Source organism: Paenibacillus residui, from assembly GCF_042677205.1.
Classification (GTDB): domain Bacteria; phylum Bacillota; class Bacilli; order Paenibacillales; family NBRC-103111; genus Paenibacillus_L; species Paenibacillus_L residui.
The window spans coordinates 63388-81665 of sequence record NZ_JBHTIU010000030.1 but is presented as its reverse complement, the minus strand read 5'-3'; the positions used below and the strand labels follow the sequence as shown (position 1 = coordinate 81665).

At 48.8% G+C, this 18278-nt stretch carries 17 protein-coding genes and 1 pseudogene; 12 read left to right on the top strand and 6 right to left on the bottom strand.

Annotated features, from left to right (window positions below; translation table 11 throughout):
• Positions 1-20: 20 nt before the first annotated feature.
• Entirely contained in the window at positions 21-260 is a 240-nt protein-coding gene (locus tag ACFQ03_RS10065) for a sigma factor (protein ID WP_379287885.1), read from the bottom strand.
• A gap of 402 nt (positions 261-662) precedes the next feature.
• Here ACFQ03_RS10065 and ACFQ03_RS10060 point away from each other — a divergent pair, with 402 nt between their 5' ends.
• Together ACFQ03_RS10060 and ACFQ03_RS10055 are read left to right on the top strand one after the other, a co-directional pair.
• Complete coding sequence (locus tag ACFQ03_RS10060; RefSeq protein WP_379287884.1) at positions 663-1943, top strand: hypothetical protein; 1281 nt, start codon at positions 663-665, stop codon at positions 1941-1943.
• 102 nt (positions 1944-2045) lie between these two features.
• Positions 2046-2585 (top strand): DUF6985 domain-containing protein, encoded by a 540-nt coding sequence (locus tag ACFQ03_RS10055; RefSeq protein ID WP_379287883.1) that lies wholly within the window; start codon positions 2046-2048, stop codon positions 2583-2585.
• Positions 2586-3010: 425 nt separating this feature from the next.
• On the opposite strand, the gene ACFQ03_RS10050 is transcribed toward ACFQ03_RS10055, so the two are convergent.
• Positions 3011-3382: a hypothetical protein gene (locus ACFQ03_RS10050; RefSeq protein ID WP_379287882.1), complete on the bottom strand. Its 372-nt coding sequence runs from the start codon at positions 3380-3382 to the stop codon at positions 3011-3013.
• 524 nt (positions 3383-3906) lie between these two features.
• Between ACFQ03_RS10050 and ACFQ03_RS10045 the strand changes: the two genes are divergently transcribed.
• Positions 3907-5133, top strand: a complete 1227-nt coding sequence (locus ACFQ03_RS10045) for an RtcB family protein (protein ID WP_379287881.1) — start codon at positions 3907-3909, stop codon at positions 5131-5133.
• 230 nt (positions 5134-5363) lie between these two features.
• Positions 5364-5942, top strand: a complete 579-nt coding sequence (locus tag ACFQ03_RS10040) for a Uma2 family endonuclease (RefSeq protein ID WP_379287880.1) — start codon at positions 5364-5366, stop codon at positions 5940-5942.
• 342 nt (positions 5943-6284) lie between these two features.
• On the opposite strand, the gene ACFQ03_RS10035 is transcribed toward ACFQ03_RS10040, so the two are convergent.
• Positions 6285-6680, bottom strand: a complete 396-nt coding sequence (locus ACFQ03_RS10035; RefSeq protein ID WP_379287879.1) for an SRPBCC family protein — start codon at positions 6678-6680, stop codon at positions 6285-6287.
• A 307-nt stretch (positions 6681-6987) separates the two neighbouring features.
• Here ACFQ03_RS10035 and ACFQ03_RS10030 point away from each other — a divergent pair.
• The 3 genes and pseudogenes from ACFQ03_RS10030 to ACFQ03_RS10020 form a co-directional block, all read left to right on the top strand.
• Positions 6988-7096 (top strand): annotated as a pseudogene (locus ACFQ03_RS10030) (HIT family hydrolase); the annotation flags it as partial.
• Between the two features lie 202 nt (positions 7097-7298).
• A complete protein-coding gene (locus ACFQ03_RS10025; protein ID WP_379287878.1) occupies positions 7299-7529 on the top strand; it encodes a hypothetical protein in 231 nt (76 codons plus the stop codon).
• A gap of 662 nt (positions 7530-8191) precedes the next feature.
• Positions 8192-9634 carry an alpha/beta hydrolase family protein gene (locus ACFQ03_RS10020; protein WP_379287877.1) on the top strand — a complete coding sequence of 481 codons (1443 nt, stop codon included), beginning with the start codon at positions 8192-8194 and terminating at the stop codon, positions 9632-9634.
• Positions 9635-10107: 473 nt separating this feature from the next.
• On the opposite strand, the gene ACFQ03_RS10015 is transcribed toward ACFQ03_RS10020, so the two are convergent.
• Both ACFQ03_RS10015 and ACFQ03_RS10010 read right to left on the bottom strand, forming a co-directional pair.
• A complete protein-coding gene (locus ACFQ03_RS10015) occupies positions 10108-10911 on the bottom strand; it encodes a class I SAM-dependent methyltransferase (RefSeq protein WP_379287876.1) in 804 nt (267 codons plus the stop codon).
• Between the two features lie 166 nt (positions 10912-11077).
• Positions 11078-12751 carry a glutathione ABC transporter substrate-binding protein gene (locus ACFQ03_RS10010; protein WP_379287888.1) on the bottom strand — a complete coding sequence of 558 codons (1674 nt, stop codon included), beginning with the start codon at positions 12749-12751 and terminating at the stop codon, positions 11078-11080.
• Positions 12752-12883: 132 nt separating this feature from the next.
• Between ACFQ03_RS10010 and nikC the strand changes: the two genes are divergently transcribed.
• From nikC to ACFQ03_RS09990, 4 genes are read left to right on the top strand one after another with little or no spacing between them, the layout of a single operon-like run.
• Positions 12884-13777, top strand: a complete 894-nt coding sequence (nikC, locus tag ACFQ03_RS10005) for a nickel transporter permease (RefSeq protein ID WP_144936154.1) — start codon at positions 12884-12886, stop codon at positions 13775-13777.
• 37 nt (positions 13778-13814) lie between these two features.
• Positions 13815-14738 (top strand): ABC transporter permease, encoded by a 924-nt coding sequence (locus ACFQ03_RS10000; protein WP_379287873.1) that lies wholly within the window; start codon positions 13815-13817, stop codon positions 14736-14738.
• 31 nt (positions 14739-14769) lie between these two features.
• On the top strand, positions 14770-15747 hold the full coding sequence (locus tag ACFQ03_RS09995) for an ABC transporter ATP-binding protein (RefSeq protein ID WP_379287871.1): 978 nt from the start codon (positions 14770-14772) through the stop codon (positions 15745-15747).
• 30 nt (positions 15748-15777) lie between these two features.
• Positions 15778-16770 carry an ABC transporter ATP-binding protein gene (locus ACFQ03_RS09990; RefSeq protein WP_379287869.1) on the top strand — a complete coding sequence of 331 codons (993 nt, stop codon included), beginning with the start codon at positions 15778-15780 and terminating at the stop codon, positions 16768-16770.
• 105 nt (positions 16771-16875) lie between these two features.
• Here ACFQ03_RS09990 and ACFQ03_RS09985 read toward each other — a convergent pair whose 3' ends face one another.
• On the bottom strand, positions 16876-17364 hold the full coding sequence (locus tag ACFQ03_RS09985; RefSeq protein ID WP_379287867.1) for a GNAT family N-acetyltransferase: 489 nt from the start codon (positions 17362-17364) through the stop codon (positions 16876-16878).
• A gap of 432 nt (positions 17365-17796) precedes the next feature.
• On the opposite strand from ACFQ03_RS09985, the gene ACFQ03_RS09980 reads away from it, so the two are divergent.
• On the top strand, positions 17797-18273 hold the full coding sequence (locus ACFQ03_RS09980; protein ID WP_144936143.1) for a DinB family protein: 477 nt from the start codon (positions 17797-17799) through the stop codon (positions 18271-18273).
• Positions 18274-18278: the final 5 nt, after the last annotated feature.

Here is an 18278-nt window from a genome sequence, read left to right as displayed (position 1 = left end):
TTCGTGAATGATTTCACACCTTAAAAATTAAAAAAAACTGTCTTGACTTCTTGTGCCACTATAAATTTTGCTTCTCTTAACTTGGTTATGGATGAATAAGCTTTAACTATAGCTTCTTGAATAGCATCCATGCTATCTGCTTCCAAATCTAACATTCCTTTGGCTACTCGGTATAAGCTCCCCTCATGGTGGCGGATAAGTCTAACAAAAGCATCCCGATCACCGTCCCTTGCCAGAATTACATCTTGTTCATAAGACAAACCATTACCTCCAATCGTCTTCCTCACTTATTAGATCAACGACCCATCTAAAAAGTTCATGCTGTGCAGTTTTATTTCTATATTTAAATGGAATGATCCTGCACGTTTCAAGGCGGGAATCAAACTGTCAACCAGATCAAGATGGCGTTTGATTCCTCTTTCACCAGTACCTTTTAGCATGAAACCTAGTCCCTTCTTCAGCCGTATATTAGAAGTAACTCCAAAGAAGTGGCTGATAAACCATTGCTGCATCGCAAGTCTGGGAAACTGAGGTATCACCGACTTTTTTACCAGGGAGTTAGGAGTCACTGGTTCTTTTATATTCGCAGTTGCTTACAGGCTCACGTTCTCACCATGTTGATGGCCCCATATTACAAACAGCCGGAAGCGAGGTGTCAACTGTTGGATTCAAAGACACGGCAGTTAATTAATTTTACCAAAGCGAAATTTGGACTGAATAACTATTATTTGCAACGGTATAGATTTGACCGGGAAATTACTCCTACGAATGAAACCGTATATACCCTAAGTATGGAGTGGTTCCCGAATCATGCCGACGGACTACAAGAGGAGGACCTGAACCCGGAAGGCACGGCGGTTATTGAAATCGATGTTCATCGGCAAAAAATAAAAAGCGTTACTTTCGTCAAGGGGAAAACCTATGCGCAAGAGGGTATTGTGTTCCCTAACCGGAATACGCAGGACATTATCCGGTGGGTGGAGGCGGAAACCGGCTTGACCTACGGCAAGCAATTTCAGCTCCGTAAGGAAAAGGAAGGGGAGCTTCATTTTGCGGAATGCTTTGAAGGCGTGGCGGTATCTCCCTCCGGATCCATTGAGGTCAAATGGAACCCGCAGGGCCAGCTTACGTCCTTCTTAGTTTATGGCCAGTTTCCTTCTCATGAGCAGGTTAAACAAGAAACGTATGCCTTGTCTCTGGATAGAGTGGAATCGTTGGCCAAGGAGCAAATAAAGCTGGTGCATTTTCCTTCTCACGAACAAAACAAATGGATTCCCGTTTACGCGGTGGAAGAGGTTTTCGTAACGAATGACGGAGCATCGACAATCCCTTTTGAATTATTAGGAAATGCGCGGTCTTCCGTGCGAATGGACCAAACCATGGTTTGGGACAAGCCCAATGAGCGATCACAAACAGCCTTCGAAGGAAAAGAGATTCACTGGCTGGAGGAGATTACTGCAGAGCAGGCATTTGCCAATGAGCCGTCCCCGGATTCCCTGCCGATCACGGAGGAAGAGCGGGTAGCCTGTGCGCTTGCTGTCAAAGACTTTTTATCACGGGAATTCCCTGATGACACCGGCCAATGGACGCTTAGAAGCTTGCATAGGGAAAAGGGCTGCATTCACGCCACATTAAGAACGGCTCAACCGAACCCATGTGTGTTTCAAAGAAAGCTTGTCGTGCTGCTGGATGCAGACACCTTGCAAGTCCATAACTTTATAGACAATCAACCGCTGCTGGACATGTTTAACTCTTTTGAAGAGGCGGAAGAAGTAAAGATTTCCGGGGAACAAGCGTATGCAAAGCTAAAGTCACGGTTCGAGCTGACTCCCTGTTATGTTTACGATGCTGAACAAAAACAGTATCGTTTATGCGGCAAATTCGACTGCAGCTACGGGGTACATGCCGTAAGCGGTGAAATTCTATCATTGAATGAGTTGTAGGACTCGGAACGCTAGTGGCCAGACGTTGTAGTACATGGATCGTTTTCTGGCAGCCAGGAAAATAGGAGCTTTTTCTATACGAATAAAGGGGTATAAATGGGAATGTCGAATCGGGAATCTTCAATGAGTAGCAAATTTCGTCTGGAGAATGTCGGTAAAGAGGAAGACGTTTACGCATCGAACGGAGAAGCAACTTCGGGATTCGGGCCGTTTGTGTTATCTAATGAACCCGTACAGTACCATTTCAGAGAGGAAGACATGAGTCTGGATGAAGCCGAATCCTATATCGAAAATTGTTTAAATAATCTGCCTGACGAAACGGTTGATGAGTTATGCAAAAAAATGTGCGCATGGAAAGATCATCTGCTGACAGATAGTTACCCGGATATGATATGCCCGGATGGTTTGCCGGATGCTCAGGGCAGGGACATCTTACGCTTTATTTCGGTAAGCGATATTTATATCTATAGAAATCCTTATGATCAAAATGACCCTGTATTTGGAGCAAGCATTTTGGCTGGTATGGAATGGGAGTATGAAGATGGTATTGAAATGATTATTAAAGGCAAGGAAGTACTTGAAGTACGAGAGTTTCTAGGTTATGGGGAATATGCCATTTGGGATGAAGGCGATAACGAGTAAAAGTTGCGGAGTTGTATTTGCCTATATTTATTAAAGGCGCAAGCTATAAAATGCTTGCGCCTTTTTATGGTGCGCTACGTGTGGCAATTAATTCGGCGGTGAAAGTCCGCTGTGGGGGCTGGTAGCGGCCAACCAATGATACTGTATCACGTCACCCGCTATCTGATTTCATTTCAAGGTAGGGTGTAATCCAGGTCTGAATCATAATTTTGGACAAGCCACTTATCTTGCTGTTTTTTTAGTAGAATAATATCTATATTATTTCTTTGCTTCCTCGCTACTCTGGGTGGGGTAAATAGACAGCGATTTTATATGGAGAGGCGGGCATGATAAGCTGGTTAGCAACGCGAATTCCTTACCCTTCGCGGCTTTCGCGAGTACTCATGCCCGCAGAGGCTCCATGTCAAATCGCTCTATTATGCCTCTCAAACGTAGTTTTTCCCATGTAGTATAGCGAAGAGCCTTCTTTCTTCGCTATTGAGGAGGCTAGTAATTTTTATCTTTGCCTTCTTTTCGAACTCATCAACTTTTCGTATATGGATAATTTCATATTTTTTTACATCCCCATACCAATGTCTTATATTGATGACCATTTGAGGATTTTTGTTAACTATTAATGTAGAAATTGTTTGGTAATCTTCCCTAATAAAAGCATCATAAAACTTATCTAATGTATTTTTTGCTGCGATATTATGTTTGGCATAGGGGTCTGACATGTAGTTAAATAACAAATAGGCAGAAATTATCAAGATTACGGCAAGAAGAGTTAATATCATTTTTGTAGCATTATTCCTCATAGACGTATATAATTTTCTCCTTATAAAGCAAAGATTTAAGTATGCCAATGAAAGCACAACTACTCACGGGTAAAGTCTACCTGTTTTAACAACGATTTTTTCGTTGTTATTATCTGTATAGTCCACAAGCACATTGTAAGTTTTATATCCACAAAACCATCCAACACTCATATTCACTAAGATCATTACCTTTTCCGATTTTTACCGTATCCCACTCAAATGGATTTGTTTTAGATCCAAGGTACGAGCCGGTGGTTAAATCTTCGGGTGATAATTGCGCCATTGATGTAACCCTTCACTTTACCTTCTTACACTATTTAGACGAATCAAGAAATGGATATATCACTATTTTTTGTTGGCGAAAAGAAAGCTGATTTTGTAACTAATGTCTGAAATTTGCTTTCATAATTAATGACTTCGGTCCTAGTAATTTCCCCATCTTAAAAACACCGGAATATGGTACGATTTGGTTAGGTTTAAGATTCAACAAGAAAATGCAATCAATCTACAGGAGTGAAAATCTAATGGCTTATCAAAATATAGACGGCGTGCGTGTCTGGGGAAGCCCCGATGATGGGGCGCTTGCTCAAGCGAAGACGTGCGCACAAACAGGCAATGTGGTTCAAACTCTTCTGATGGCGGATCATCACAAAGGATACAGTCAGCCGATCGGCGGGGTCGTCGTCTATGATGGGCAAATTTCCCCTTCCGGCGTCGGTTATGATATTGCCTGCGGGAATAAAGCGGTGCGAACCCATTTATATGTGGACGATGTGAAGCCCGGACTGGCCAAAATTATGGATGAAATCGCGCGCAAAATCTCTTTCGGCATGGGGCGTGTCAATAATGAAAAGGTGGATCATGACCTTTTTGATGATCCGGACTGGGCGATTTATAAAGCCATAGGCAAACAGGAGCACGACAAGCTGAAAACATTGGCCCGCGATCAGCTCGGCACAGTCGGCAGCGGCAATCATTTTGTGGACTTGTTTGAAGAAGTGGGAACAGGCCGAGTGTGGATCGCCAACCATTTCGGAAGCAGGGGCTTCGGGCATAAGACGGCGAGCGGTTTTATCAATTTGGCTGCCGGAAGAGATTTTCTAGCCAGCGCTCCCGGAGAGAAGATGGATCAGCCGCCAATACTACTTGATTTGAGCAGCGAGCTTGGAGATATGTACTATCGGGCGATGAAGCTGGCCGGACGTTATGCTTATGCCGGACGGGATTATGTGATTGGGGAAGTTCTATCGATTCTGGGGACGGAAGTGGACCTCGAAGTGCATAACCATCACAACTATGCCTGGAAAGAGACGCATAATGGGCAGGAAGTCGTTGTCGTCCGCAAAGGGGCGACGCCATCCGCACCCGGTCAGGTTGGTTTTATCGGCGGCAGCATGGGGGATATTTCCGTTATCGTGAAAGGAAAGGACAGTGAAGAGAACCGGGAGGCTTATTACAGCACCGTTCACGGAGCCGGGCGAATCATGAGCCGAACCCAAGCCGCAGGCAAAATGAACTGGAAAACCCGCACCCGAAGCGGGGGTCAAATCACTACTCAGCAAATGCTGGAGGCCGTTCGGGCGTTCGGAGTAGAACTGCGTGGCGCAGGCACGGACGAGAGTCCGTTTGTTTACCGGAAGCTTCAGGAGGTGCTGGATGCGCATGCCGAAACGATTGAGGTCCTGCATGTGCTGAGACCGATCGGTGTCTGTATGGCTGGAGCAGATGAATTTGATCCTTATAAGGATTGATGGATTATATGGCAACGTGAAAAAGAGATTTGAATTGTAAAGGGATATCGGAATGCCAAGTGCTGTTCGGAGGTTTGTGAGAAGGCCCGTAATGGTCCTGTAATGGTCCTGGGATAATTGCTCAACGAGAATGAGGTCGGAATTATAAAATAATGCAAATACGGCCGTAACAGGTTATAATAATGAGAACGGGTGTACGACTATTATGATCTGATGAGGAGTGATGTTTGATGAGTTCATCCAAACCATCTAATCCCAAACAGACACCGAAAGTGAAGGAACAGCGGGGGATTTACGATGTGCCCGAGCGCTACGAGATTATTGGCGGAATCCGGTATGATTTTTTATCCTCCCCCAAATATGTACACCAGAAGATATTGACGAATTTTTATCTTGCATTCCACGGGGCATGCAAAGAGGAGGGGGAAATATTGCTCGCTCCGATGGATGTCCATTTCGACGAGGAGAATATTGTACAGCCAGACGTCATTTATATAGCCAACGCCAACCTTGGAATTATCCGCGATGGTTTCGTGTTCGGTGTGCCTGATTTGCTTGTCGAAATTTTATCCAGCAGTACGGGACGAAGAGACAAGACGATCAAGAAAGAGTTATATGAGAAACACGGCGTCAAAGAATATTGGCTTGCCGACCCAACCTATCGGACGGTAGATCAATTCGTGCTAACCGAAGGAGAAGGCTATCGGCTTGTGGCAACCTTAACAGAAGAGGATCAACTCCAGTCTCCAACGATTCCTTGTTTGACCATAGATCTTGCCTCGATCTTTCCGGAGAATGATCGGCAATAAATTAACAATAAAGGGCGTAACTTACGTCCTTTATTTTATATGTACCCTTTTTTCAAATGCTGTGGGGTAAGCCATCATGGCTGTGTTTGAAAATTAAAATTACCCACACGGTGGCTGGCAGACGATCGTAGACGGGCTGTGAGCTCAGGCGGAGCGTACCGGTACTGCCATTCATACGGGCTAATACAAACTGCAGATATGCCGCTTATATTTTCATACTTGGTTATTAACTTCAAAAAAATGACCTTGCGGCATCTTCTTTTTTTTCAGTTTCGCTGCCAAGCTCACACAAAAAAGGCCGCCGAATCGTGTCGGCAGGCCTTGTTCCTCCAATGTATGTAATTACTCCACCAATTTTTTGAGCTCGTCGTGCATTCCGATCCAGCCGCCTCTGGCGCCTCCCAAAGCCTGCTTATTGGAGATCCCGGTTTGTTCGAAATGAAGCTTCACCATTCCGTTGCCTAAATCTTGCAGTGTCCAGGTCACGGTATTCTGCTCGTCTCCGCTGGCCCAAGTGTAGGACAACCGGTTGGGTTCGTCCACGATAAGCACTTCGCAGTCGATAATTCCGTTCCACCATTCGTTCGGCTCGGAGCGGAACTGAAACTGATGCCCGACGATGGGTTTGAAATCATTCGACAAGATCCATTGAGCCAGCTTGTCTGAATCGGTCAAGGCGGACCACAGCTTCTCGATCGAAGTTTTGTACTCGAAATCCAAGGACAACGTCAAACTCATTGTTTTTCCTCCTCCATATTCGTTGGATCAAGCGTTACTTAATTCGTGTCAATCCTATTCCGCAAAGGCCTCTCCTCGTCCACAACCCCCTTGCAACAACAATGTGATTGGAACTCGCATTGGTTGATCGATGAATGCTTCCTAATTGGACACCATTCAGTGCCCTTTTTAGTATATGACACCATTTGGTGTCGTGTCAACACCGTTTAAAACGCCTTGAAAACTTCGAGGCTGCTCGAACATCGCGGAGATATAGTCATGAAATTGCGTCGCCCTGACAGTCGTCCCATGTATAGGAGGGAATAGAATGTCAGAAGATTTTTATTGTGATGAGGTATTAAGTGGAAAGACATCTGTGAATAAAGTTTACGAGACGGAAAATGTGCTTGGCTTATCATCATACACGCCCAACTTTTTCGTTTACATTAACTTCGAAAGACACCGTTGGCCGACTTTCCGCACGTTATGGCTACAGGAATATGGAGCCGAAGAATTGCTATCGCCGACAGAATTTGAGAGACTTCCTTCCCTGTTATGGTTGATACTTGAATTGGAATTTTACTTATTAGACCATTGAGTTAATGAAGAATAGAAGATGCCAAAAAGGACCCAAAGTCAATGCTGCTGAACCATGTGCCATTCCCGATTGATAAGAACATAGCCCCTGATTTGGATAGTCTGAGAGATTTCCTGGATACCGCGCCTAAAGCCTCGAAGCTTGCATTGTTTAGGGATATTCAGCTAAATTATATTTTATGGGATGACGAGCCGTTGTGCTCCGTAGTTACGGAAGAAATGATTAAAATGGGGCTTGCGGATGAAGCCGCGCGGATTTGGAAGTCTGGTTGATGAAAAGGACTTGCAACCGTGGTCAGGTGATATTTCGTAATAAATGAAATTGGCTCAATCTCAAAATCAGTGCTTGATTTTCTACCTGCGGAATAACTAACTGGTCATCTGCCCGGCTCCCATCCGGTTTCAATCTCGCTAACGAATCTGGGTAACGTTATTGATTTAAAAATGATGCCGTTTCAAATATAACGAAACTCACAATCGTTATTTGGGCGAAAACCTGCTCCATAGCCTTCTTTTTTGGTCAATAGCGATATGGAGTTTCGTAAGAAAATGGAAAAGAGCCGTTTTGCCCGAATAACGTTTCCAGGTTTCGTAACAAAATGCATTTTGTTTACCCCATACTCCGCCGCACACGTTGGAGTGAAATGTTACCCCGCCACATCCTGCTTCATAAAGAGCAGCGCATGATCGGATGGCCCAACATCAAAACCAATATGTTCAACCCAATCCTATGCCCGTTATATAGTTATTATGGAGCCACGGATTTCTTTCAAGCACTGATTATGGTTTTGAGCCATTAAATTTTTATAAAATTTTTCTAAAATAAACATGATATGGAAGTAGTTTGAGGTACGCAAAGGGCGGCCGGCAATGACGGTTGCTAAGGCTGCAGGCAGCGCACCAAGCTTTATTCATATCCACGGGGGGAATCTTTCTTGACCATATGGGATTGGCTCGCTGCTGCGGTCAATTTTGGAGTATTGTTCTGGTTGGTATGGGATCGGAATGTTTCTCGGGCCAATGCGGCCATGGCGGCGGCGGGGGCCATCGCGGTTACTCTGCTGCACATATCGACCGGCGGTTGGCGCTGGCAGATGGTTCCGATTTACATTGCAGCCCTGCTAGCGCTCGGGTGCTGCTTCTCCGGGCGAGCCAGGCGAAGCAGCACCCGAAGGAGGCTTGTCATGGCAGTGCAAAGCCTGGCGTTGTTCGTTTTTGCCGGCGTCTCGATTGCATTGCCGCTGCTGATGCCCGTCTTTTCATTTGTTTCGCCTAACGGACCTTATGCGGTCGGTACCACCGTCTATCATTGGGTGGACGAGAACCGCAGTGAGCCGTACAGCGACAATCCTGAAGACCGGCGTGAACTGATGGTGCAGGTGTGGTACCCGGCCGGGCAAGCGGAAGGCAAGCGTTCCCCCTATACCCGATATCCCAAAGAGGTAGCCGCGGGGCTGGGACAAACATTCTCTTTGCCTGGTTTTGTCTTCAGCCATCTGGGGAATGTGGTTACTCACTCCCTCGAAGAGGGGAAGCTTGCCGCCGGGGAGGAAAGATTCCCGGTACTGCTCTTTTCGCATGGCTTGACCGGCTTCCGGAATCAAAACACGTTCGAAGTGGAAGAACTGGCCAGCCATGGATATATCGTGATCGGTATTGATCATACTTATGACGCGGCGGCTACTGTGTTTCCGGATGGACGTGCGGCCCTGATCCGGTTCGCCAATCTTTCCGGCTTCACGAGGCTTGATGAGCATATTGAGCTATGGAAGAGCGACATCCGATTTGTGCTGGATATGCTGGAGCGGCTGGATACGGAAGACGATCGGTTTGCAGGTCGGATGGATTTGGTGCGGATCGGTATGTTCGGTCATTCCTATGGAGGAGCTACGGCAGTTCAAACGCTGATGGAGGATGAGCGAATCAAGGCGGCAATTAACATGGACGGCACGCTGTACGGCGATGTCGCGCCGGAATCGGGTGTCGGCAAGCCGCTTTTCATCATGAGTGCAGAACAGAGCGTGGACAAGGAACTCTACGACAAAATGGCCGAGGTCGCGGCCGAGACAACGGGAAGATCGAGAGAAGATCTTGAACAGTCGTGGCAGGAGACCGTCAGGCGCCGGGAACGGGCGTTGTCCGGAGGCGGTTTTTCTATTGTTATTCCGAATACTTCGCATATGAGCTTCACGGATTTTCACTTATTTTCCCCGTTGCTGAAGAATAAAGGAGAGGATCCAAGGAGCGTTCACCGGATGATCAACGATTTTTCGCTTGCTTTCTTTGACCTTTATGTCAAGAAGCTTGAAGGAGCGCGAGAAACGTTGGATAGCGTTGCGGCCAAGTATAAGGAGGCCGGTTTTACCGCACATCCTTAAGGCTTATTTTGTCTTTTATGGCTTTTTAATTGTAGCCGTTGTAGGCGGTTTGGCGTGTGCCATTTTGACTTTTGACCCAAGGCCGATTGTGCAAATTTCTCCGGATGGAATTGGGATAAGATCTTTTGTTTTTATCGAAGAATTCGTACCCTGGAACGAGGTTGTCGGAACCCGGAATGAAGTATACAAGAACCGGGTAGGGGTAGGCGTACGGGTAACCGTCTCTGAAAATTTATTTAGAATTTATCGGCCCAATAAGCGCTCCCTGGCAATCAATCTCACCTTGTTAAATAAGCGTGAGACGGGTTTAACAAGGCACTCTCGAATTATATGGAAGTTTAGGGACTCAAAATTTGAATAGAGGAATACGATAGAGGAGGGACGCCTGTCCCTCCTTGCTTGCTGTTGTGACGATGTCGGGAACAGAAATGTTTCTTCAACCAGGCTCCAAATTCCGCAGGGAAATCAACACCTTAACGTTCGCTAACGTTCATCGCTAAAATAATGGACAGGTCTATTTCTTCTGTGAAGATTCCGCTGTTGTCTATGCGTAATAGAGCTTTTTCCAGTTCCTGTTCGAAAGAAGCAGCCCGGTCGCCAAGGAAACGCCTGGAACCGTAGGAAGTGGAATACAGGTTGCCAATGATGGACTGGATCGTCCACTGCTGTTCATACGTTGGCAGACGATGAACTTCTAATTCAAATCGAGATTGCGCAACGATCTCCTCGTGACTAATTTGTGGGTGGGAGTATGTCGTGTTTCCCGCTCTTCTTTCTTCTCCATACCATAATTTGATGATCTTCTGGAGCTCAGCTTGCCATGGCAGCGGCTCTTTATGCGGGGCATAATGATCAATAATGGCGACTCCGCCATCTAGTTGGATTTTGTTATATAAATCGTCGAGCACCGCTTTTCTATCCATCCAATGAAACGCTTTGGCGATCGTGACTACCCGAAAGATTTCGTTAGTATTCTGCAAGTAGCTTTCCGCATCGGCCGTAATCCACTTGATGTTATCGATCCTCGCTTCCTCACTTCTCCTCAAGGCTTCGTCAATCATTTCTTGCTCACTGTCTACGCCAACCAGCCTCTCGAACCAATCGGAGAAGCGCATCATGAGTTGACCGGTTCCGCACCCCAAATCAAGCATATTGCCTTGGCCATCGAGAGAAAATCGGTTCACGATCCACCGCACCAGTTCAGACGGGTAAAGCGGGCGGTACGCAGAATAATAAGATGCGGTTCCTTTAAATAACTCATGACCGTAATTTTTCATCGTAACACTCTCCTCAGATCGACACAGCGATCATTTTTGCGCGATCATAAGTATTCTGTCTTTTTCCGGAAAATCCTTCTTGAAATTCAATTTATATCTATAAATGGCAATAAAAAAGCCCCTGCACTTTAGAACTAAAGTACTGGGGCTTTCGCCTGCATCTATTCTACGGCTCTATCGACACGTCATGGAATTGCATAATGCCGCTCGGATGTCTCCAGTAGCCCTTCACCTTCTTGCTTACCCCGTCCAAATATTCCTGATGGTGAATGTACAGCATAGGAGCCAATTCGACGAGCTTCTCCTGTACTCGCTTATAAATTGCTTTGCGTTTCTCCGGATCGTTCTCCTTGCGTCCTTCATCCAGCAGCTTGTCGAGCTCCGCATCCTTCGTGAAGGTCCGGTTCCCTGGCTCGCCCGCATTAGCGGAATGGAATACGAGGTACAATCCGTAATCGGCGTCGGCCGTCACCGTAGACCAGCCGAGCACGAACATATCATGCTTTCCTTCGGCCGTCTGGGACAAATAAGCGCCCCATTCCATCACTTCGATCTTCACATCCACATTCAGCTCTTTCAGCTTCGCCTGCACATATTCCGCAACTTTAATCCGTTCCTGATTGTCATTCGTCCAGATCGTGGTAGAGAAACCGTTCTCGTATCCCGCTTCCTTCATTAGCTCCTTGGCTTTATCCAAGTTATACTCTATCGGTTTGACAGACGGGTCATAGCCGAACACATCCGGTGCTAGCGGTCCGACCGCGGGAATTCCCGTTCCTTCGTAAATGCCGGAGATCACTTCATCCTTGTTAATAGCCATGGATAGAGCCTGGCGCACGCGAACGTCATTGAACGGCTCCTTCTCCGTATTAAAGCCAATATATGACAGGCTGAGCGATGCTTGACGGTTCAGATAAGCGCCATCCAGTCCTTCCACTCGGGCGATGCTGCTCGGTGATACAGGCTCAATAATATGCGCGTATCCCGTCTCCAGCTCCGCTATGCGCGTGCCGTTCTCGCTGACCACTTTGAAGGTTATACTGTCTATCTTCGCTTTATTCCCCCAGTGGTCATCATTCTTGACCAGCTTCAATTCCTGCCCGGGTTCCCAGGAGTCCAGCTTGAAAGTCCCCGTTCCTGCCGGATTCTGGGACAGCCAGGCTCCGGCCTTCTCGCCGGCGTTCACTTTCTCGTAGTCTTTCTTGATGGCTTCGGCGCTGACGATCCCTACTCCGGGGTGGGCCAGGTGGGCTAGCAGGGGAGAATAGGGATAGTCGGTAACGAGTTGCAGCGTGTATTCGTCAACGACGGTAATTTCCTTGATCATATTTACCAATGAAGCCCTCGGGGAAGCCGTCTTGGGGTCCAGCAGCCGGTCCAGATTAGCCTTCGCCACCTCGGCATTGAAGGCCGATCCGTCTGTAAATTTCACGCCTTGGCGAAGCTTGAACTCCCAGGTTACGTCATCCACCATCTTCCAGCTCTCGGCCAGTCTCGGTTGGATGTTCAGATCCTTGTCATGCTTAACCAGCGTGTCATAAATATGGGAGGACGCAATGCTGGTTTGCTGATCGGTCGACATATGAGGGTCTAAAGTAGGAGGTTCGGATAGCCAGGCCACAATGAGATCCCCGGTACCGCCGCCGCCACTTGGCGGATCCTTGCTCTTGTCCTCATTCCCGGGACTTGGGCTTGGACTTGGAGAGCTTGTGCTTCCTTTGTTTTCCTCCGGAGGCTTCTCCTCGGTCGTACCGCTGCTTTCGCTGCATGCCGGTATAAGCAGCAGGATCATCGCGAGCATAAGCGGAACGAACCATTTTAACCTTGTTCTGTGAATCAACACTTAACACACCCCTCTCGATCAAAAGATAAATATTTTTTTCGTACTTAACATATATTTGAGTAATTCCAATTTATTCTAGGATTCTACTTAAACGGGCGGATAATTATTTGTAGAAAGGATGAATTCCACATGCGAAACGGGGCAGGAGCAGCGGATAACGCACCAGGACGCAGCCGGACTCCGGCACGCGGATGGGGGAGGTTGTACAGACAATTACGGCAAAACACAGCGGCGCTGTGGGGAGGTTACTTTCTTCTTTTTATCATTCTCGTTGCTATCTTCGGTCCTTACCTTACCCAGCATGATCCGACCATCGTCGACTATTCCTCCAAGCTGTTGAAGCCGTCCGCAGACCATTGGTTCGGAACGGACCATAACGGCAGGGATATCTTCACGAGGATTATCCATGGAACGCGGATCACCCTGACGATCGGCTTCATCGCAGCCCTCCTCGGTGCAGTCTTCGGAATCGTTCTCGGTGTCCTCTCCGGTTATTATGGGGGAATATGGGATTCTATCATCATGCGCATCTGCGATATTCTGCTGGCGTTCCCCGGTCTGCTGTTGGCTCTGGCGATTGTAAGCGCTCTCGGAAAGAGTCTGTTCAATGTCATCATTGCGGTCAGCATCTTCTCGATTCCGACCTTCGCCCGGATCGTGCGGGGATCGACGCTGGCGGTTCGCAAGCTGGAATACATCGATGCCATGCGGGCTCTTGGTTCGAGCGACAGCCGCATTATTTTCAAGCATATCTTGCCGAATATTACTTCTCCCATCATCGTCCAGGCCACTCTCCGCATCGCGATTGCGATTCTGACTGCCAGCGGGCTGTCCTTCCTCGGGCTTGGGGCGCAGCCGCCGACGCCGGAATGGGGGGCAATGCTGAACGATGGGCGCGAATACATTGTGGAGCATCCTCATGTTGCCCTCTTCCCCGGACTGTCCATCGTCTTTGTGGTCCTTGCGTTCAATCTGTTGGGCGACGGACTGCGGGACGTGCTCGACCCGAAAATGAAGAAGTGACCGGAGTCATCAATTCACTTGCAAAGGAGCCGGCGCCATGTTCATATATATTATCCGGAGACTGATTCAAACTGTCCCCGTCATTATCGGGGTAACGATTATCGTCTTCCTCCTCATGCATCTCATTCCCGGAGATGCCGCTCAAGTCATTGTCGGAGAAGGCGCTCCCAAGGAGAAGGTGGAGCAGATTCGGGAGAGCCTCGGCCTGAACGATCCGCTACCCGTGCAGTATTGGAATTACGCCGGCAAGCTGATCCAGGGGGATCTCGGAGTCTCTATTCGCAGCAGCCGTCCTATCGCTGAGGAAATTTTCAAGAGCCGCTTCTGGATTACGGTGGAGCTTGCCTTGTACAGTACGATACTGGCTGTTTTCCTCGGATTGACTGCAGGCATTATTTCCGCCGTTTACAAAAATTCTCCCTCCGATATCGGCGTCATGCTCGTTGCCTTGTTTGGGGTATCGATGCCGAATTTTTGGCTCGGACTGATGCTGATTCAATACTTCGCCGTCGATCTAGGCTGGTTCCGTCCTTCCGGCTGGGGAACCTGGGGACAGACCGTGCTTCCGGTCATTACGCTGGGCACCGGCGGCGCAGCGATTATTGCCCGCATGACCCGTTCCAGCATGCTGGAGGTGCTGAATCAGGATTATATTCGCACAGCCCTCGCGAAGGGGGTGCGAGAGCGCGCTGTTATATACCGGCACGCCCTGAAAAATGCGATGATCCCCGTCATTACGGTCATCGGCCTTGAGTTCGGCGGCTTGCTGGGCGGAGCGGTGCTGACGGAAACCGTCTTCGCCGTCAACGGAATCGGCCGCTATGTCATCGATTCGATCCGGGCGCGGGATTTTCCAGTGGTTCAGGCTACCATCCTGATCATCTCTTTAACTTTCGTGCTTGTAAATTTGTTAGTGGACATCTCCTACAAATATTTTAATAAACGAATTGATTTGGATTAATCCGATACTTCCGAGAGAGGAGCGAGGAAGGATGAACACGAAGCAGCCGCTGCTGGAAATCAACAACCTGCGAACTTCCTTTTTCACGGAACACGGTGAGGTCAAAGCGGTGGACGGCGTCAGCCTTACTATCGATAAAGGCAAAGTGTTGGGCATTGTCGGCGAGTCAGGCTCGGGGAAAAGCATTTTGTCGCTGTCGATTTTGCGCCTGATTTCCCATCCCGGCCGCATTATCGGCGGTGAAATCAAATACAACGGGGATAATTTGCTGGACAAAACCGGCAGGCAGATGCGCCACATCCGGGGGAATCAAATATCGATGATCTTTCAGGAGCCGATGACGTCGCTGAATCCCGTCTTTACCGTCGGCCAGCAGATCTCGGAGGTATACCGGATTCATGAGCAGTTGGGGAAGCGTCAGGCGATGGACAAAGCGGTCGAGATGCTGCGCCTCGTCGGAATCCCTTCTCCCGAGAAAAGAGTGAAGCAGTACCCTTTCCAGTTATCCGGAGGCATGCGGCAGCGGGTAATGATTGCGATAGCGCTGGCCTGCAATCCCGATCTGCTCATCGCCGATGAACCGACAACAGCGCTGGACGTAACGATCCAGGCGCAAATTCTGGATCTGATCCGGGATCTGCAGCGCAGACTGCACATGTCGGTGCTATTCATTACCCATGATCTCGGCGTCGTGGCGGAGACATGTGACGATGTTGCCGTCATGTATTGCGGACAGATCGTGGAATATACGGATGTGGTTACGCTGTTCCGGGAGCCGAAGCACCCGTATACGGTAGGACTGATGAATTCGCTGCCCCGCCATGACGTCGAGCAGCAGGAGCTTGTGCCGATTGCCGGCTCCGTCCCAAGCCCCTATGAACCGCTGGCCGGATGCCGGTTTGCGCCGCGCTGTCCCTATGCGCAGGAGCGGTGCCGCGAAGCTCAGCCGGAACTGAACGAGGTAGGGGGCAACCATAAGGTACGCTGCTGGATATATACCGAGCATTAGGGAGATGAAGCCGGAGGTGAAAGTGACGATATGAGCAAAACCCTTCTGACCGTAAATCGGCTGAAGCAGTATTTCCCGATTAAGGGAGGCATCTTCGGACGGACGCTCAACTATGTCAAAGCCGTAGACGACATCTCCTTCACCGTTCGTGAAGGGGAGACCGTTAGCCTCGTCGGGGAATCGGGCTGCGGCAAATCGACGACCGGACGCGCCATTCTGCGCCTGGATGAACCGACCTCGGGGGAGATTCTGTTCGACGGCGTCAATCTGCTTACGCTCAATAAGAAAGCCATGAACCGCAAGCGCAAAGACATCCAGGTCATTTTCCAGGACCCGTATGCCTCCCTCAACCCGAGGAAAACCGCCGTGCAGGTGCTGGAGGAGGCGATGGAAATCCAAAATGTCGTGCCCAAGGAACGCCGGCGGGAGCGGGCCATCGAGCTGCTGGAAACCGTGGGGCTCTCCTCCCATCAGGCAGACCGTTATCCGCATGAATTCAGCGGGGGACAGCGTCAGCGAATCGGCATCGCCCGGGCGCTGTCGGTCAACCCGAAGCTGATCATCTGCGACGAAGCCGTATCCGCCCTGGATGTGTCCATCCAGGCCCAGGTGCTCAATCTGCTGCAGGCGCTGCAGCGGGAATTCAAGCTGACCTATCTGTTCATCTCGCATGATCTGGGGGTCGTGCGCCATATTTCCGACCGGATCATTGTCATGTATCTGGGAACGATCGTTGAAATCGCCGATACGGCCACCTTATTCCGTCAGCCGCGGCACCCGTATACCCGCGCTCTGTTGTCCGCCATTCCGACTCTGAATCCGGAACGCAAGGCGGAGCGCATTCTGTTGAAGGGGGACGTGCCTTCTCCGATCGATCCTCCGTCAGGCTGCCGGTTCCATACCCGCTGCAGGTATGCCAGCGACCGCTGCCGTTCCGAGGCTCCCGAGATGCGATCCGTTCCGGGCGAAATCGGCCACCAGGTGGCTTGCCTTCATTTTGAAGAAATAGATGCTGCCGACTAATCTGTTGCTCTAGAACGGACGAACCGCTTCGTGCGGGCTGAATCCTTGGCGTCGGGTTCTCAACAAATGAGAGGTTATCCGTTAATTGTACGGCCCCATTTTCCGTTAGTTGAAAAATGCTTGTATGTATTTCTCTGATTCCATTCGACTGCTGAACCTTCCCGAAGTATATTCCGTGATGACCCTATTCCAGAATTGCTGTGCGGGAATATTCCTTTCCAATTGAGTAACTTCCCAGCGCCCTCTATGCATATCGAACACTTTCATGGCAGCATGTTTGCCTAGCCCTAATCTCCGATACTTTTTCATTATGAAAAACTCGGCCATTGAAAAATGAGGAGTGTCGCTGGAATCGATATATCGAACCAATATAAATCCGACATTCTTTCCGTCCCTCTTTATAAAATAAGGAAAACGGTGTTCTACACTAATCCAATAGTCGTCTAAATACGGATACTCTCCAAATAGACCATTGTCTTCAACATCGCAATCCATGAACTCGGAAAAATCGTACAAGTAAAGCTGCATTAGATTGTTAAGTATCGGTTTCTCTTCTATCGGCACTTTTACAATATTCAGCTCCAGCCTGAACACCTGCTTTCTGTAATCCTGAATTGAGTATATCAGTTCCCTTCATTAAACGTCCGGCAAAAAATAATTATAAATAAACCTGCCGCTGAAATTGGGCTGTCCCGTCACGCTTACTGACATAGCCAAACCTAAAGAAAATTTACGGTCATATGTTTGCATTCTATCCGCCGTTTTCTTACAATGAAGATGGAAACAATTTTAAAATAACCCTGCAAAGTGACGGTCAGCCTTCGAAGCGTATTCCGGATACTTTGCGGGGAGCCCTGTAATACCCCACAAAGTGACACGTAACCTTCGAAGTATAATCCGAGTACTTTGCGGGGAGCCCTGTAATACCCCACAAAGTGACACGTAACCTTCGAAGTATAATCCGAGTACTTTGCGGGGAGCCCCGGAACTTACAAATTCTGTACTATGAACAAAGGAGTGACGAAGATGTACCGGAAAATTGACGACTTTATTGCAGATTGGAATGTACAGACGGCGGGCACGCTACGGGTGATCGAAGCGATTTCCGACGACAAGCTTGGACAGGCTATCGTGGAAGGACACAGCACACTTGGCTGGCTGGGTTGGCATTTGGCGACGAGCCCGGCGTTCTTTACAGGCTTGGTCGGTGTTAAAGTACAGCCTGCAGGGACGCGGGATGGTGTGCCGGACAAGGTGAGCGAAATTGTCGAGGCCTATCGCCGTATGGCCGCGGATGTGCAGGAAGGGGTCCAAAACGCGCTGACGGACGATATGCTGGCTGAAACGGTGTCTGCTATGGGTAGGGAAATGGCCCGCGGAAAGCTGCTCCACACACTGATCGCCCATGATACGCACCATCGCGGCCAGATGACTGTACTGCTTCGTCAAGCCGGGCTTACCGTGCCGGGAGTCATGGGGCCGACGAAGGAACAAATGGGATAAGCAAC

Coding starts and splice junctions, on each gene's coding strand:
- ACFQ03_RS10055 (WP_379287883.1), top strand. CDS start 2,046: ATGTCGAATCGGGAATCTTCAATGAGTAGCAAATTTCGTCTGGAGAAT.
- ACFQ03_RS10050 (WP_379287882.1), bottom strand. CDS start 3,382: ATGAGGAATAATGCTACAAAAATGATATTAACTCTTCTTGCCGTAATC.
- ACFQ03_RS10045 (WP_379287881.1), top strand. CDS start 3,907: ATGGCTTATCAAAATATAGACGGCGTGCGTGTCTGGGGAAGCCCCGAT.
- ACFQ03_RS10040 (WP_379287880.1), top strand. CDS start 5,364: ATGAGTTCATCCAAACCATCTAATCCCAAACAGACACCGAAAGTGAAG.
- ACFQ03_RS10035 (WP_379287879.1), bottom strand. CDS start 6,680: ATGAGTTTGACGTTGTCCTTGGATTTCGAGTACAAAACTTCGATCGAG.
- ACFQ03_RS10025 (WP_379287878.1), top strand. CDS start 7,299: ATGCTGCTGAACCATGTGCCATTCCCGATTGATAAGAACATAGCCCCT.
- ACFQ03_RS10015 (WP_379287876.1), bottom strand. CDS start 10,911: ATGAAAAATTACGGTCATGAGTTATTTAAAGGAACCGCATCTTATTAT.
- nikC (WP_144936154.1), top strand. CDS start 12,884: ATGCGAAACGGGGCAGGAGCAGCGGATAACGCACCAGGACGCAGCCGG.
- ACFQ03_RS10000 (WP_379287873.1), top strand. CDS start 13,815: ATGTTCATATATATTATCCGGAGACTGATTCAAACTGTCCCCGTCATT.
- ACFQ03_RS09995 (WP_379287871.1), top strand. CDS start 14,770: ATGAACACGAAGCAGCCGCTGCTGGAAATCAACAACCTGCGAACTTCC.
- ACFQ03_RS09990 (WP_379287869.1), top strand. CDS start 15,778: ATGAGCAAAACCCTTCTGACCGTAAATCGGCTGAAGCAGTATTTCCCG.
- ACFQ03_RS09980 (WP_144936143.1), top strand. CDS start 17,797: ATGTACCGGAAAATTGACGACTTTATTGCAGATTGGAATGTACAGACG.